This is a genomic window from Bacillus safensis FO-36b, from assembly GCF_000691165.1.
Classification (GTDB): Bacteria; Bacillota; Bacilli; order Bacillales; family Bacillaceae; genus Bacillus; species Bacillus safensis.
In genome coordinates, this window is the sequence record NZ_ASJD01000015.1 from 21,628 (window position 1) to 35,304 (window position 13,677).

Here is a 13,677-nt window from a genome sequence, read left to right on the forward strand (position 1 = left end):
GAGTATATGATGTTTAAGAATATTATTAAAGTAATATGTTTAGTAATGATATTTTCAATTATTGGACCTAGCATTTCTAATGCGACTATGAATTCAAATGAACATGACGAAATTAATTCAAATGCTATTAACACTCTACAAAACACGGGAGAATTGCATAGTACAGAGGTCATAAAAAACACGAATAATGAACAGGAACTTGAAGTAAGTGTTGAAAACGAAAATTTATTGATCAACAGTAAAGTGATTTTATCTCAAGAATCAGAACAATTACCAATGGTTGAGGCTGAAATTGTTGATGAAGACACAAAAGAGACTGTAAAATATAATTTTGAAATAGCAGATATTGATGTTGCTGAAAAAAGCGACCCTCATCTCTTATTAGTGGATATTGAAACTGGCGAGGAGTACACAGTAAGTGACTCACAAATTCAAGCATCATGGTATCCTTTAGTAGTCGTAGCAATCTATATTGCTCGTGTTGGAATTAACCAAGCAATAAAGAAGTTTGGTAAAACTGCTGTTAAAAATGCTGTTAAAAAACATGGTAAGAAAACCACTACTTCAAACGCAGTCAAAAAAGTGAGTATGTCACGACTAGACTATCATTATAAGAAACACAAAAAAGAATTTGGTAACATTACCAAATCTGAGTATTTAAATAAAGCACGCAAACTATTAGGAGCAAGTAAGAGCAACAATATTTTAGAAAAGAAAAGCAAGAAAAAATTTAATGGTAAACACCGTTATTATAAATATAATAAAAAAACAAATGAATTTTTATCTGTAGAGAAACAAAAAGATAAAGATGTCATTATCACTTTTTTCAAGCCTAAAAGAGGAATTAATTATTGGAAGGACCAGTAGAAATGAATAAAAACGTTTGTTTAATTTGTGGCTATAATGAATTAGAAGAAAGACCTTACTATTCCGATTTTGCAGGTAGTAACGAGATTTGTCCATGTTGCGGTTTTGAGTTCGGAGTAGATGATTTTGATTGTGATGAATTTGATCATGAAGGGTTAACAGACCAAGAAATTGTTGAAAAATCCCATATCATTTGGAGAAAACATTGGATTGAAAACGGACTAGAATTGTTCAATCCTCAAATCTTTTCTCCAGAATTTCGAAACGGAAAATTTTTAAAAAGAGATTACTTAGAGATTCAAATGAAAAAGAATCTTGGATTAGATTTTAATGACATTTAAATGGACAAAGACCACTCAGGTTTTATTCTGAGTGGTTTTCATATTTTAATATATGTCTTTACTACAGCAAAAAAGCATTTAATGTGTAGGTTGTTTTTATTAGGCGTTTTCAGTGATCCAAATACGCTTGACCCAGCAGACATCTTTCAGTGCAGTGATCACTGTTAATCTGGTAAGGGTAGCTGACATACCTCTCCACTTGTTACATACGTCACCAGATCCCCTCCTATGCTTGTACACACAGTCAATCATGCCATAAAAAAATCACTAAGGAAATCTACCTCAGTGATGGGAATCGTTATTTCATACTTGTACCAGCATGTGAAAAGATCGGATCTTTTAATTCAAATTCGAATGTCTTTCCGTCCACAATACCGACTGTTTTTTCACTGTCATAAAGCTCAAGCAGACAAGCTGCCATTTCTTTTGATGTATGATATTTCTTGAAATTGCCTTCATATTCAAATTCGTCTACATCCAATGAACGCTTTGCAAATTCTGATTCTGTCGCGGAAGGTGCTAATATTTTCGCCTGTAATTTGGCTCCTTTTCCTTTCAACTCTAGTGCCAGTCCTTCGGTAAAGGCACTCACGTAAAACTTCGTGGCCGAATAGGTGACGGCATTGCCGACGACTGTATAGCCAGCTCGTGAAGAAATGTTAATGAGCTGCGCTCCCTCTACTTGCTCATAATCACGGACAAATAAGGTGGATAGAATCGTTAATGCTTCGATATTCAGATGAAGCATATCCCCAATTTTACTTAAATCTTGTTCTCCTATAGAGCCAAAGTGACCAAACCCTGCATTATTAATGAACGTATCCAGTTCATAATCAGACAATGACTCATAAAATGAATACACTTGCTCTATGTTTGTTAAATCGACTGACTGTATGACTACTTTGATATTGGGATATTGATCATGAATCTTCTTTTTCAATTCTTGGAGTTTATCGAGCCGGCGTGCAGCTAATATAAGATTTTTCCCTCGTGCTGCAAAGGCGAGAGCCGCCTCATATCCAATACCTGAGCTTGCTCCTGTAATGACTGTATAACTCATTTTAAATCCCCCTATTCGCGTCTTCTAACTGGTTAAATTATAACGACAGCGTTTCGCTCAAGTCAATTTTGAAGAGAGTCAAAGGGCAGCATGTCTAACTTAGGACAGCTCCTCAGTCATTTCCTTTTGAATCATTTTGGAGGATATCATGTTGAGATTTTTTTGTTCATTTTTGAAAAACCAATTGGTAGGAATGTTCGATTAACTCCTCTACAAATGAGGATGGAATGTCTGCATCAAGGTAAATGGAATTCCAATGAGTCTTATTCATATAGTAGCCAGGGATAATTCCTTGAGGAAAGATATCTGACCCTTTTTACATTCACTTTTCTTTTTCAGAAACAGTAATAAAAGCACAGGCCCATTGTCTCCTGTGCTTTTGAATCACTCTACTTTTCTTATTCAAACGCCTTCTTTAATTGATCCCCCATCAGATGCCAAGCTTCTTCAGCTATGGCTAAATCTCCGGCGTGCGTGAAGCCGTGTGGAACGCCTTTAAATTGTTTGTACGTGACGTCTACCCCAGCTTCTTTTAACTTGGCAGCATATTGCTCGGCTTCTTCAGCCAGCGAATCCTTCTCTGCTGTGATGACGAGAGCTGGAGGCATTTGTGCTAAGGATGAACGATCTGCAAAAACCGGAGAAACGAGCGGATTGTGCGGATCTTGGCCTTGCAGATAGAAGGAATTAAAGAGTCTCGCCAATTCAACTGGGATCGCTTCTTCAAACGCTGGCTTTTGTGCTGGATCAGTGGCTAGATCAAGCGGCGGATAATCAAGCACTTGATAGGCAATTGGGAGTGTATTTCCTCTTTGAATATTCAATAGACAAGCAGCCGTTGCCAAATTTCCTCCTGCGCTATGTCCGCCAATGGCTAATGCATTCCGATCGATTTGAAGCTCCTCAGGATGTTCATACAGCCACTTCATTACATCGTAGCATTCATGAAGAGCGGCTGGGAAAGGGTGCTCGGGTGCAAGCTGATACTCGACATTGACGACGATACATTGCGCCCGGTCTGCAATGACTGGACACCAGGGATTATCCATTTCAGCACTGCCCATGATAAATCCGCCGCCATGTAAATTTACAAAAACAGGAAGCAGCTGTTTTTGTGTGTTCACTGGCTTAAATACCCACACCTTTGTTTCGCCAGCACTTGTTGGAATGTCATATTCCATTTTGTTCACTTCAGGAGGATTTACTGGCTTTAGTTCCGATTGACTCGCTAATGAACCTTCAGATGGCTGGCGTAATGAAGCAGCGATTTTGATTTGTTCTTCTAAGTTCATGATCTCAGACTCCTATCTTATTCATTTCTTAGTTACTCATTCGTTTCCTTTTCCTCTTTTCCTCCTACCGAATCAACAGCAACTTATATTGGTTCACTTTTTACCTATCTCCCCTTTTTCCCTCTCTTTGAAACAAGCATTGAGCAAATAAAAAAGCACTGCGGCGCTATGTCCTCAGTGCTTTTGATTTCTCTTATGATACTTGCTGTTCTACCTTCACTCGTTTAATGAAGAAAGCAATAATTAAACCAACGATGGTCATGATTACTGCAAAGATAAATGCATGCTGGACGCCATTTGTAAAGGCGAGCAGCTGATTCACCGGATTTGCGGGATCAGACACATTTTCCATAAAGCTGCGGGCGCCTGAAGAAAGGATCGAGATACCGACCGCAGTACCAATGGCTCCTGACACTTGCTGCAATGTATTCATAATCGCTGTACCATGCGGATATAGCTCTGGCGGCAGCTGATTCAATCCATTTGTTTGAGCAGGCATCATGATCATCGCGATTCCGATCATTAATGTAATATGAAGGGTGACAATGAATCCAATCGACGTATTCACACTTAGATTCGTAAAGCCAAACATCGTCGCTGCGACAATGACAAGACCTGGAATGACAAGCCATTTTGGACCAAACTTATCAAATAGACCACCCATGATTGGAGATAGGAGTCCGTTGATAATTCCACCTGGCAACAGCATTAAACCTGCTGTAAATGTAGAAAGCGCCAAGGATGTTTGCAGATACAATGGCAAAATCATCATAGCAGACAGCATCACCATCATACACACTAAAATTAGAAGCAACCCAATGACAAACATCGGATATTTAAACGGGCTTAAGTTCAGCATTGGTTCTTTCATGTTCAACTGTCTTAAAGAGAACACAAGGATTCCTATGACACCAACTACAATTGCAACGATGACATGCATACTGCTCCAGCCGCCGCCTTCACCGGCACTGCTAAAGCCATACACAATTCCGCCGAAACCAATGGTTGAAAGCACAATTGATAAGATGTCGATTTTCGGTCTTGTTGGTTCTGTAATATTTTGCATAAAAATAAAACCAAATACGAGTGCAGCCATTAATAAAGGAAGTGAAATCCAGAAAATCCAATGCCACGTCAGCGATTTCAGAATAAGACCGGAGACGGTTGGACCGACTGCTGGTGCAAACATGATCACAAGACCAATAATCCCCATCGATCTGCCTCGTTTATGAGGCGGGATGATGACCAAAATCGTATTAAACATCAATGGCAGAAGCAATGCTGTACCGACTGCCTGCACGACACGTGCTACCATTAAAATACTAAAGACCGGCGCAACCGCCGCAATAAATGTTCCGATGATCGAAAAGACAAGCGATGTAATGAAAAGCTGTCTTGTCGTAAACCATTGAAGAATGAGTCCTGAAATCGGTACGAGAATACCAAGTGTTAATAAATATCCTGTTGTCAGCCACTGAGCAGTCGTCGCTTCAATTCCAAAGTCTAACGTTAAACTTCTCAGCGCCATGTTTAATGCCGTTTCACTGAACAGGCCAATAAATCCAGCCGTGATAAAAGAAATAATTATGGGCAGCGTTCGAATGTCAGAAGCTGCTGCTTTCTGTTTGTTCATATTAAGTTGGCTCCTTTTCTTTTTCAATTTAGATGAACCTTAGGAAGTCAGGGTGGTCAGAAATGAGCCACTTTCATGTCTATTGAAAGACGGATAAAATCTGTTTTTCTGCAGCAAATTGAGCGATTCTTTCGATTGAATAGCCGGATTCATGTATATAAAACATGAGCTCAGGCGTCATTGGAGAGGACATACATAACGTTGTCAGTTCTATGTCCTGTATGTTCGCTTCTCCCTTTTCTCTCGCTTCTTCAAGCAAATCACGAATGATTTGTCTAAGTGATTGACTGTAATGACTCTCATACACTTTACTTGTCTGCTCTAAACTCCCAGAGATTGTGAGCATCCGAATCCAGTCTAAATGGTGACCGACGATGAGATGAATTTCTTCAAGAACGTAGCACAAACGTTCACGGACCGGCTGATCACTTATTTTGCTCAAGTAAAGATGCAAAGCTGGGATCAGCTGTTCAAATCTCTCCCCAAGGATAGAAAGGCACAAATCACTTTTATTGGCGTAGCGGCGGTAAAGAGTACCCTGCCCAACACCAGCTGTTTTCGCAATTTTATGCATGCTGACATTTTCTACACCAAATTCTTGAAATAAGGAGAAAGCAATCTCTTCAATTTCCTCCCCAATATCCTTTTCCACCATGCTCACCTTCTTTACCTTCATCCACATGACACTTATCTCTATGTGTTAAATCAAAACACTTTAGGTTTTTCTTAGGACAATTGTCCCGATATTATCTTACGGACAACTGTCCGCAATGTCAATCATTATTTTTTACTTATGATCCTTCTTTCAATTCTATTAAATAATGCACACTGTTTATCATTATTTAGACGGATTTTCCCTTTTGAAAGAATCATGTATGATCAATAAAGAAAGCGCTTCCATAAAAGGAGAGGAGAATGCGAATATGTACCGTATGAAACGAATGTTGATGCTGCTTGTCACTGGATTAGTCTTGAGTTTGTCCACATTTACAGCGGGTGCCTCGGCACAAACGGGTGGATCGTTTTATGAACCTTTTAACAACTATAATACGGGGTTATGGCAAAAAGCCGATGGATACTCGAATGGAAACATGTTTAACTGTACGTGGCGTGCAAATAACGTGTCGATGACCTCATCAGGTGAAATGCGTTTATCGCTCACAAGTCCCGCCTATAATAAATTTGACTGCGGAGAAAACCGCTCCGTTCAAACGTACGGCTATGGGCTATATGAAGTCAACATGAAGCCAGCCAAAAATGTGGGGATCGTCTCTTCTTTCTTCACTTATACGGGACCGACTGATGGTACGCCTTGGGATGAGATTGACATTGAATTTCTAGGAAAAGACACGACAAAGGTACAGTTTAACTACTATACCAATGGTGTAGGAAATCATGAAAAGATCGTCAACCTTGGTTTCGATGCAGCGAACTCTTATCACACGTATGCATTTGACTGGCAGCCAAACTCTATCAAATGGTATGTCGATGGACAATTAAAACATACCGCCACCACTCAAATTCCTCAAACACCAGGGAAAATTATGATGAACCTGTGGAATGGTGCAGGTGTCGATGAATGGCTCGGCTCCTACAACGGTGTTACCCCGCTCCACGCACATTATAACTGGGTGCGTTACACAAAAAGATAACTCTATCAAAAAAACCTGTGATTTTTCACAGGTTTTTCTTCGTTTAATTAGAATGAGTTTTCAGCTGATGAGCGAGTTTTTTCTCATGATTGTGGATAATATCTTCATAACTTTCTATTTTGAAATCCAATCGTTTAATGGTCTCTTCGATTTCCTTTTGTTTTTGAACGAGTCTTTCTCGTTCATTGACCAAAATGTTTTTTCGCGAAGATAACGTATGATCATCATCCTCAAAAAATAAGGCTGTATATTCTCTAAGCGCATCAATCGAGAGCCCTGCATTTCTCATACACTTGATAAATTCGATCCATTGAAGATCATCCTCTGTATAATCACGAATCCCATGATCATCACGTTTGATTTCCCTAATCAAACCAATATTTTCGTAATATCTAAGTGTCGCAGTGGATAAATCAAGCTGTTTTGCTGCTTGTGCTATTTTCATTGTGCCCTCCTTCTTTCTCTTACCTTCCGATCTCCCTTTCCTCATCATCTCCATTTTGAAAAAGAAAGCAAGATGCTTTTGGCTCAATTCTTGATATCAAGAATGTTGTAACAGCCTGGATTTATTATTACAGAAGGTTTTCTGTTGACTTATAGTTCACTTTAAGACGTACAGTATAGAGGAAAGAATCGAATCTTATTTTTGAAAGGATGATCAAGAATGTGTCAGACGCACCAATCAAACGTTTTAATTGTATCACATGCAAAAGCGAATTTTGAACGGACGACCATTGAAAGAAGAGCGCTTCGTCCACATGATATTTTAATTGATATTCAATTTAGCGGGATCTGTCATTCAGATATCCACAGCGCTTTTGATGAATGGGGCGGCGGCATTTTCCCGATGGTTCCAGGTCATGAGATCACTGGGGTCGTTACAGCTGTAGGGGATGATGTGACGAAGTTTCAGATCGGAGACCGTGTAGGCGTTGGCTGCTTTGTGGATTCCTGCGGCACCTGTGAGTATTGTCAAAATGGAGACGAGCAGTATTGCACAAAAGGGGTCGTCCAAACGTATAACAGCCGTGACTATGACGGGGAACCGACTTATGGCGGCTACAGTCAAAAAATTGTCGTGACTGAACGATTTGTCGTCAGCATTCCTGATCAACTGCCCCTTGATGCCGCAAGCCCTCTTCTCTGTGCTGGCATTACAACTTATTCTCCATTAAAGCACTGGAAGGCAGGCCCTGGCAAAAAGGTTGCGATTGTCGGAATGGGCGGGCTCGGTCATGTTGCTATTCAATTCGCGAGTGCTCTAGGCGCTGATGTGACGGTATTGAGCCGCTCTTTGAATAAAAAAGAAGAGGCACTGTCATTTGGCGCAAAAGACTATTTTGCTACAAGTGATCCTGATACGTTTCAGACACTAGCCGGACAGTATGACCTTATTCTCAATACGGTCTCTGCCAACATTAATGTGGATGCCTATTTGTCCTTACTCCGTGTAGATGGAACCTTGGTGAACGTCGGTGCACCGCCTAAGCCGGATCAATTCCACGTCTTTTCATTAATTTCCGGCCGCCGCAGCATAGCTGGTTCACTCGTTGGCGGCATCCAAGAAACACAAGAAATGCTCGATTTCGCAGCTGCTCATAACATTGCGCCACAAATTGAAGTGATCAACGCTAATCAAGTTGATGAAGCGTATGAACGGGTGCTGAAAAGTGATGTTCGTTACCGGTTTGTGATTGATATTTCGACATTATGATCGGATTCTTTTTTGAAAGACTAGCTCAATGGCTGGTCTTTTTTTAACATGATTTCCTCATAAACAGCTGTTTACGTTTCAATGACTTGATACGGATATAAAGGCTGGCACCCGAGCTGTTATTGTGGATATCCTGTTTTTCTTATAGCGAGGAGGATATGTTCAAATGAAAAAAATCACATCCAAAATTCCCACAAAATAACCTCCCTTTTTTAGAACAAAATTTATTGACAACAAATAAATAAACATGTTATTATTAAAAATTTGATTATTTAACCTCTAAGTGTGGTACCCTTAAAGTAGATACATTATATGGAGGTGGATGATATGTTTCAAATTGGTGATAACATTGTTTATCCAATGCACGGAGCAGGTATAATTGAAGCCATAGAAGAAAAAGAATTCTCTGATGAAAAACAACAGTATTATGTGATTAAAATGTCAATCAGTCATATGAAAGTAATGATTCCAACACGGAAAATGTCAGGTTCACGTATTAGACCTGTTACAGATATACTGGCTTTAAAGAATGTAATGCACATTTTCCAGCATGGCAAATCAGATCAATTACTGACATGGAAAGAACGGCATACAATTAACACAAACAAAATAAAAACGGGTAACATCCAAGAAGGTGCTGAAGTTGTGCGTGATCTGATGCGTATGAGGAAAGAGAAAGCACTCAATGCAAGTGAAAAGAAAATGCTGGATGATGCCCATGAATTTTTGCTAAGTGAATTAGAAGTCATCAAAGGAATTACAGAAAAACAAATCAAAAGTTTCTGTTAAGAACCTCTTCCACACTCACCATTTTTGAATACAAGTTCTCTACGAACATGTCCATCCTTCAATTTATTAAAGAAAAAAAGAATTTATTTAGGCAAATTCCGCATATTGTAAATCCAATATGCTATACTGTTGATAAACCTTTGAAGCATGAATTTTTTTACGATTACCTTGTAACACCTCCCTACTTGTACGCTGAGTAGGGTTTTTTATTGAAAAAATGCGTGAAAGCATAAAAAAACAGGCTCTCTACAGAGAACCTGTTTTAAAAGGATGAAGATTAAGCAGTTTTTTGAACGTTAGCAGCTTGAGCTCCACGAGAACCTTGCTCTACGTCAAATGTTACTTTTTGACCTTCGTCTAAAGATTTGAATCCGTCACCTTGGATAGCTGAGAAATGTACGAATACATCGTCGCCTTCTTCACGTTCGATAAATCCAAAACCTTTTTCTGCGTTAAACCATTTTACTGTACCTTGTTCCATGTTTGTTGCCTCCTCGTGCGTATACCACACAATGTATTATACTATCCTTGCCCAAAGTATCCTCAAGACGAAAAGTCTTTCTTCATGCTATCCTTTACGCCGAACAAAAATAATTATTCTTATTGTAACATGAATCGGAAATAATTGCAATTTAGGATTTAAAAGAACAAAATCAACGATCCCACATAATTTTGTTCTTCTCTGACTTTAAGATAATTTTTTCTACAAAATGGACGTTCAATCTCGAAAGGAATAAACAAGTTCATAACGTCATTCCATTTTTCAGACATCTGTCAGTATTATTTAAAAGTGGTAATAACGAAAACATTACTGTACTCTTAGAAAATTGATGTCATTTCTATTTCAGCTAATATTCAACATTTTTATTCCTATCTATTATTAAAGTTACTATAAGACTAGCTACGCTGACTAAAGTTCCTGCGATAGAAACAACAATTGTCAAAAAGCCATCTGGAATAAAAAATCCTATTGGAATTAGTACCAGAAAAGAGAGAACAATAAAACATTGGTATACACCAGATATAGTTCTCACAATCAAGTTACTGAAAAAAGACATCACCAACGGAGGAATGAATAAAAAAACCACTATTCCAATTGATATTATTAAGATGCGAGGCTGATCAAATGAAATGACATTATCTCCAGGGGAATTTTGGGCAGCCACTAGCATAACAACTATAGACATCATTAGAGTAAGTAAAACTAGAGAAAACCTTTTTATCATGCTATAACTCCTTTTTCATATTGAATAGTTTTATAGGGACAGGCTAATTTAGTCAACCAATTTTTATGTTGACACAAATCGCTGTATTTTCTGGATAATCATGAATTGGTCATGAGCTTATAAATTTTTTGAAGTTGACCTTATGCAACTTAATTCCATTTTATCAAATTATCTCATCGAAACCTTTATTTAACAATATAAAAAATGAAAGGAAGCTAGAAGCTGAATAAAAGAATTTATTCATGATGTTCTTATGGACAACAACCGCATCATGACTGGCAACTATACTTTAGAGGATAAAAAAACCAAAGGTCTACAACCTTTGGTTTCTTAGATGCGGCCGAGAGGACTTGAACCTCCACGGGTTAGTCACCCACTAGGCCCTCAACTTTGTGAACCGATACCAATCTTCCTTTCATTGAACTCTCTAAATTCCGTTTTCACCTTTTCTTTCACATTCACATAAACCCGAATTTAAAAGTCTTTATTTCCACCATCCCACATACTTAGATTCAATGCCTCATATATTTCTAGACAAATATAAGTTATAGGGGGATGACATGAACAATCAATTTCTAGATCAGGAGTATCAATCGAATAATCCTATGTTGGAACCACCAGAAAGATTAGCAGCACGCACCATCTGAATCCTTAACAGAACAAACATTTATTGAACGTTCATTAATTGAAAATAAGTTCTGGCTGCGTATTATGAAAGAACATGCTTTATTTCTTGGCGAAGGATTTAATCGTAAAGATAAACAGTTTATCCAACAAACAGACCGTTTTCATTATTATTTTGAACAACTAGAACAACGAGCCTATAAAACGCCTAACAATGTTCAAGCTGTACGTAAACTGAATGAAGATAGTATTGATCTAGCATATGGTTTTCGAAATTTCAAAAGAAATTTACTTATATTGATCATTAACTGCAAGGTTTCAGGGTTTAACTTTCCATTGCTGGTTGATCACATCGCTCGTGAAGCAGAATATTTCGTGCGAACACTTCAAAAATTTAACAAAGGCATACTTGACCCTATTCAAGACGCCATTATTAGTGAAAATGTTTTCTGGCTGAGAATTATGATGGAACATTCCAGATTTATTGCCTCACTATTAGACCAATCCGAACGTAAACTTGTTCATAAAGCTAGTGAATTTGGAGATAATTTCGAGGTTTTGCTTAATCAGGCTAGAGATGTTGAATCCATGTTGTTTAGAAAAAAACCAACATACCCTATTATTGCTAAACTCAATGATGATAGCGAGGACGCTACGACAGAGCTTAGAAACTTCAAAAAAGCAGGATTAGAGATGATTAAATCATGTCAAATTAAAAATGTGATCAATCCTCTACTAGCAGATCATGTTTTGCGTGAAGCAAATCACTTTCTATATATGACAGATGTATTAGAAAAGCGTTTAAAAGAAAAACAATCTATGGAATCTTCTTATTAAGCCTTTCATTTCAATGAAGGCATTTTTTTATTGATCCATCTTGCCCCGACTGCGTGATCGATAAATTAGACGAATACCCTTATCAAAGAATGATCTAGGTGCATAACCTACTCCTAAAAGACATTTAATAAAAGGAGTTTAGATATGTATTATTATTCTGATCCGTATTATCTCTATAATTTTAGACAACAACCTGATTTGAGTCAGGCAAATGAAAAAATGCGTAGCCTTTTATCTACGATTCAACATATCCCTGTACACTCATCCTCTTTCCAACGCTCGATGGCTACCGTAGTGAAACATCTGCAAGTTGTCAGTAGAGCACTTGCTCTTGGATGCGGTATGAGTTCAGAATTCAGATTCCTTCCAGATACTTGGGGATTACGTGAGCTTCATATTGTACACGCAAAATATCTAACTCCATTGAGTTATCACGTTTATTCTGCCTTAGGTGCAGCTGAGCTTCTTGCCGCAGGACAAGGTCGAGCTCCTCATTTTGCTCTAATGATTGGCTGTATGAATTCAATACTTCGTCTATGGTCAAACTTTCCTGCAGCGATAGCTGACCTTCGAAGAGCAGCAGGCCAACAATATGCATCTTCAGTAGACGAGGCAGAAAGACTGCTGAGTCCAATGGTTCCATCCACTCAACAGGCATTATCCATCAGTCAATCTGCAGTTAGTCCGGTTATTTGGCAGGCTACCTTACATGCTACACATTTAGCTCGGGAAGTACGGCAGATTGTTGCACAATCAGTGAGTCAGGGATCTTCATATTAATCAGTCGATACGATATGAAATTTCCATGGAATCAACCTTTGCCAATTAAAATGCTTGTATGTAGTCTTTAAAAATAAATGCTGATCTTAAAAAGGTATCCTTGTGCTGCGGTACCTTTTTATTTCGAGTCCTCATGAAGTTGCCGCTACATTTTTATACCGCACTGTAAAAAAACCGACTGATCTAACCAGGAAAGGAGCATTCCTCCTACCAGAAACAAAACAAAAAAGAACAGATTATCTGACTGGAGGAAGCTTATTGAAATTGGCGCTTCGATGGGGGATACGTGCATCTATTCGGACAGCAATAGATGTATATGGTCACTTATTTCCTAACAAACAAAAGGCTATGGCTGAAAAATTGGACGACATTATATAAAAATATCGATCTCTAACAAAAAAAGTCCACTTACTTACGGTGAGTGGACAGATTTTGGACAGATTTATTTAGAAGTTATATAAAATAAAAATACCAAAGGTCTACAACCCTTGGTATCATTGATGCGGCCGAGAGGACTTGAACCTCCACGGGTTATTCACCCACTAGGCCCTCAACCTAGCGCGTCTGCCATTCCGCCACGACCGCGTGTATGATGTGCTCATATATTCATAAGTGCACTGTTTGGAAAAACAATGCGGGTGAAGGGACTTGAACCCCCACGTCATAAAGACACTAGATCCTAAGTCTAGCGCGTCTGCCAATTCCGCCACACCCGCGTGACAATGGTGAGCCATGAAGGACTCGAACCTTCGACCCTCTGATTAAAAGTCAGATGCTCTACCAACTGAGCTAATGGCTCATCTGCTATGCAGAAAAACATATAAAAAATGGCTGGGCTAGCTGGATTCGAACCAACGCATGA

The 13,677-nt window shown here is 38.7% G+C and carries 13 protein-coding genes, 3 tRNA genes and 3 pseudogenes; 8 read left to right on the forward strand and 11 right to left on the reverse strand.

Going from position 1 to position 13,677, the window contains the following annotated elements; all coding sequences use genetic code 11:
• Nucleotides 1-9: 9 nt before the first annotated feature.
• Complete coding sequence (locus tag BA81_RS19020; RefSeq protein WP_051627377.1) at nucleotides 10-867, forward strand: SAR2788 family putative toxin; 858 nt, start codon at nucleotides 10-12, stop codon at nucleotides 865-867.
• Entirely contained in the window at nucleotides 852-1,208 is a 357-nt protein-coding gene (locus BA81_RS17895) for a hypothetical protein (RefSeq protein ID WP_051627378.1), read from the forward strand. Before BA81_RS19020 ends, BA81_RS17895 begins: the two co-directional genes overlap by 16 nt.
• Before the next feature lie 298 nt (nucleotides 1,209-1,506).
• Here the strand turns inward: BA81_RS17895 and BA81_RS17900 are convergent, their stop codons facing one another.
• The 5 genes and pseudogenes from BA81_RS17900 to BA81_RS17915 form a co-directional block, all read right to left on the reverse strand.
• A complete protein-coding gene (locus tag BA81_RS17900; RefSeq protein WP_034284105.1) occupies nucleotides 1,507-2,268 on the reverse strand; it encodes an SDR family NAD(P)-dependent oxidoreductase in 762 nt (253 codons plus the stop codon).
• 166 nt (nucleotides 2,269-2,434) lie between these two features.
• A pseudogene (locus BA81_RS19495) lies at nucleotides 2,435-2,563 on the reverse strand (MmcQ/YjbR family DNA-binding protein); the annotation flags it as partial.
• A gap of 103 nt (nucleotides 2,564-2,666) precedes the next feature.
• Nucleotides 2,667-3,560 (reverse strand): alpha/beta hydrolase, encoded by an 894-nt coding sequence (locus BA81_RS17905; RefSeq protein ID WP_034284107.1) that lies wholly within the window; start codon nucleotides 3,558-3,560, stop codon nucleotides 2,667-2,669.
• A gap of 193 nt (nucleotides 3,561-3,753) precedes the next feature.
• The gene (locus BA81_RS17910; protein WP_034284109.1) at nucleotides 3,754-5,193 is read right to left on the reverse strand and encodes a DHA2 family efflux MFS transporter permease subunit; all 1,440 of its coding nucleotides are present in this window, start codon (nucleotides 5,191-5,193) and stop codon (nucleotides 3,754-3,756) included.
• Between the two features lie 79 nt (nucleotides 5,194-5,272).
• Entirely contained in the window at nucleotides 5,273-5,848 is a 576-nt protein-coding gene (locus tag BA81_RS17915) for a TetR/AcrR family transcriptional regulator (protein WP_227001702.1), read from the reverse strand.
• Nucleotides 5,849-6,116: 268 nt separating this feature from the next.
• On the opposite strand from BA81_RS17915, the gene bglS reads away from it, so the two are divergent.
• Nucleotides 6,117-6,845 carry a beta-glucanase gene (gene bglS / locus BA81_RS17920; RefSeq protein ID WP_025093569.1) on the forward strand — a complete coding sequence of 243 codons (729 nt, stop codon included), beginning with the start codon at nucleotides 6,117-6,119 and terminating at the stop codon, nucleotides 6,843-6,845.
• A 43-nt stretch (nucleotides 6,846-6,888) separates the two neighbouring features.
• Here the strand turns inward: bglS and BA81_RS17925 are convergent, their stop codons facing one another.
• Complete coding sequence (locus tag BA81_RS17925) at nucleotides 6,889-7,290, reverse strand: MerR family transcriptional regulator (protein ID WP_008346757.1); 402 nt, start codon at nucleotides 7,288-7,290, stop codon at nucleotides 6,889-6,891.
• 219 nt (nucleotides 7,291-7,509) lie between these two features.
• On the opposite strand from BA81_RS17925, the gene BA81_RS17930 reads away from it, so the two are divergent.
• A complete protein-coding gene (locus BA81_RS17930; protein ID WP_034284110.1) occupies nucleotides 7,510-8,559 on the forward strand; it encodes an NAD(P)-dependent alcohol dehydrogenase in 1,050 nt (349 codons plus the stop codon).
• Nucleotides 8,560-8,886: 327 nt separating this feature from the next.
• Nucleotides 8,887-9,348, forward strand: a complete 462-nt coding sequence (locus tag BA81_RS17935; protein WP_101677100.1) for a CarD family transcriptional regulator — start codon at nucleotides 8,887-8,889, stop codon at nucleotides 9,346-9,348.
• A 277-nt stretch (nucleotides 9,349-9,625) separates the two neighbouring features.
• Here BA81_RS17935 and BA81_RS17940 read toward each other — a convergent pair whose 3' ends face one another.
• Both BA81_RS17940 and BA81_RS17945 read right to left on the reverse strand, forming a co-directional pair.
• The gene (locus BA81_RS17940) at nucleotides 9,626-9,829 is read right to left on the reverse strand and encodes a cold-shock protein (RefSeq protein WP_003214229.1); all 204 of its coding nucleotides are present in this window, start codon (nucleotides 9,827-9,829) and stop codon (nucleotides 9,626-9,628) included.
• A gap of 367 nt (nucleotides 9,830-10,196) precedes the next feature.
• Complete coding sequence (locus BA81_RS17945; RefSeq protein WP_034284113.1) at nucleotides 10,197-10,574, reverse strand: hypothetical protein; 378 nt, start codon at nucleotides 10,572-10,574, stop codon at nucleotides 10,197-10,199.
• Nucleotides 10,575-11,179: 605 nt separating this feature from the next.
• Between BA81_RS17945 and BA81_RS17950 the strand changes: the two are divergent.
• From BA81_RS17950 to BA81_RS20120, 3 genes and pseudogenes are all read left to right on the forward strand, one after another.
• Nucleotides 11,180-12,035, forward strand: a pseudogene (locus BA81_RS17950) (DUF2935 domain-containing protein).
• 144 nt (nucleotides 12,036-12,179) lie between these two features.
• Nucleotides 12,180-12,815, forward strand: a complete 636-nt coding sequence (locus BA81_RS17955; RefSeq protein ID WP_034284115.1) for a hypothetical protein — start codon at nucleotides 12,180-12,182, stop codon at nucleotides 12,813-12,815.
• 291 nt (nucleotides 12,816-13,106) lie between these two features.
• Nucleotides 13,107-13,193 (forward strand): annotated as a pseudogene (locus BA81_RS20120) (hypothetical protein); the annotation flags it as partial.
• A gap of 123 nt (nucleotides 13,194-13,316) precedes the next feature.
• Here the strand turns inward: BA81_RS20120 and BA81_RS17965 are convergent.
• The 3 genes from BA81_RS17965 to BA81_RS17975 all read right to left on the reverse strand — a co-directional run bounded on the left by BA81_RS17965 (nucleotide 13,317) and on the right by BA81_RS17975 (nucleotide 13,614).
• Nucleotides 13,317-13,400, reverse strand: a tRNA-Leu gene (locus BA81_RS17965).
• 48 nt (nucleotides 13,401-13,448) lie between these two features.
• Nucleotides 13,449-13,531 (reverse strand) — tRNA-Leu (locus BA81_RS17970).
• 7 nt (nucleotides 13,532-13,538) lie between these two features.
• A tRNA-Lys gene (locus BA81_RS17975) sits at nucleotides 13,539-13,614 on the reverse strand.
• Nucleotides 13,615-13,677: the final 63 nt, after the last annotated feature.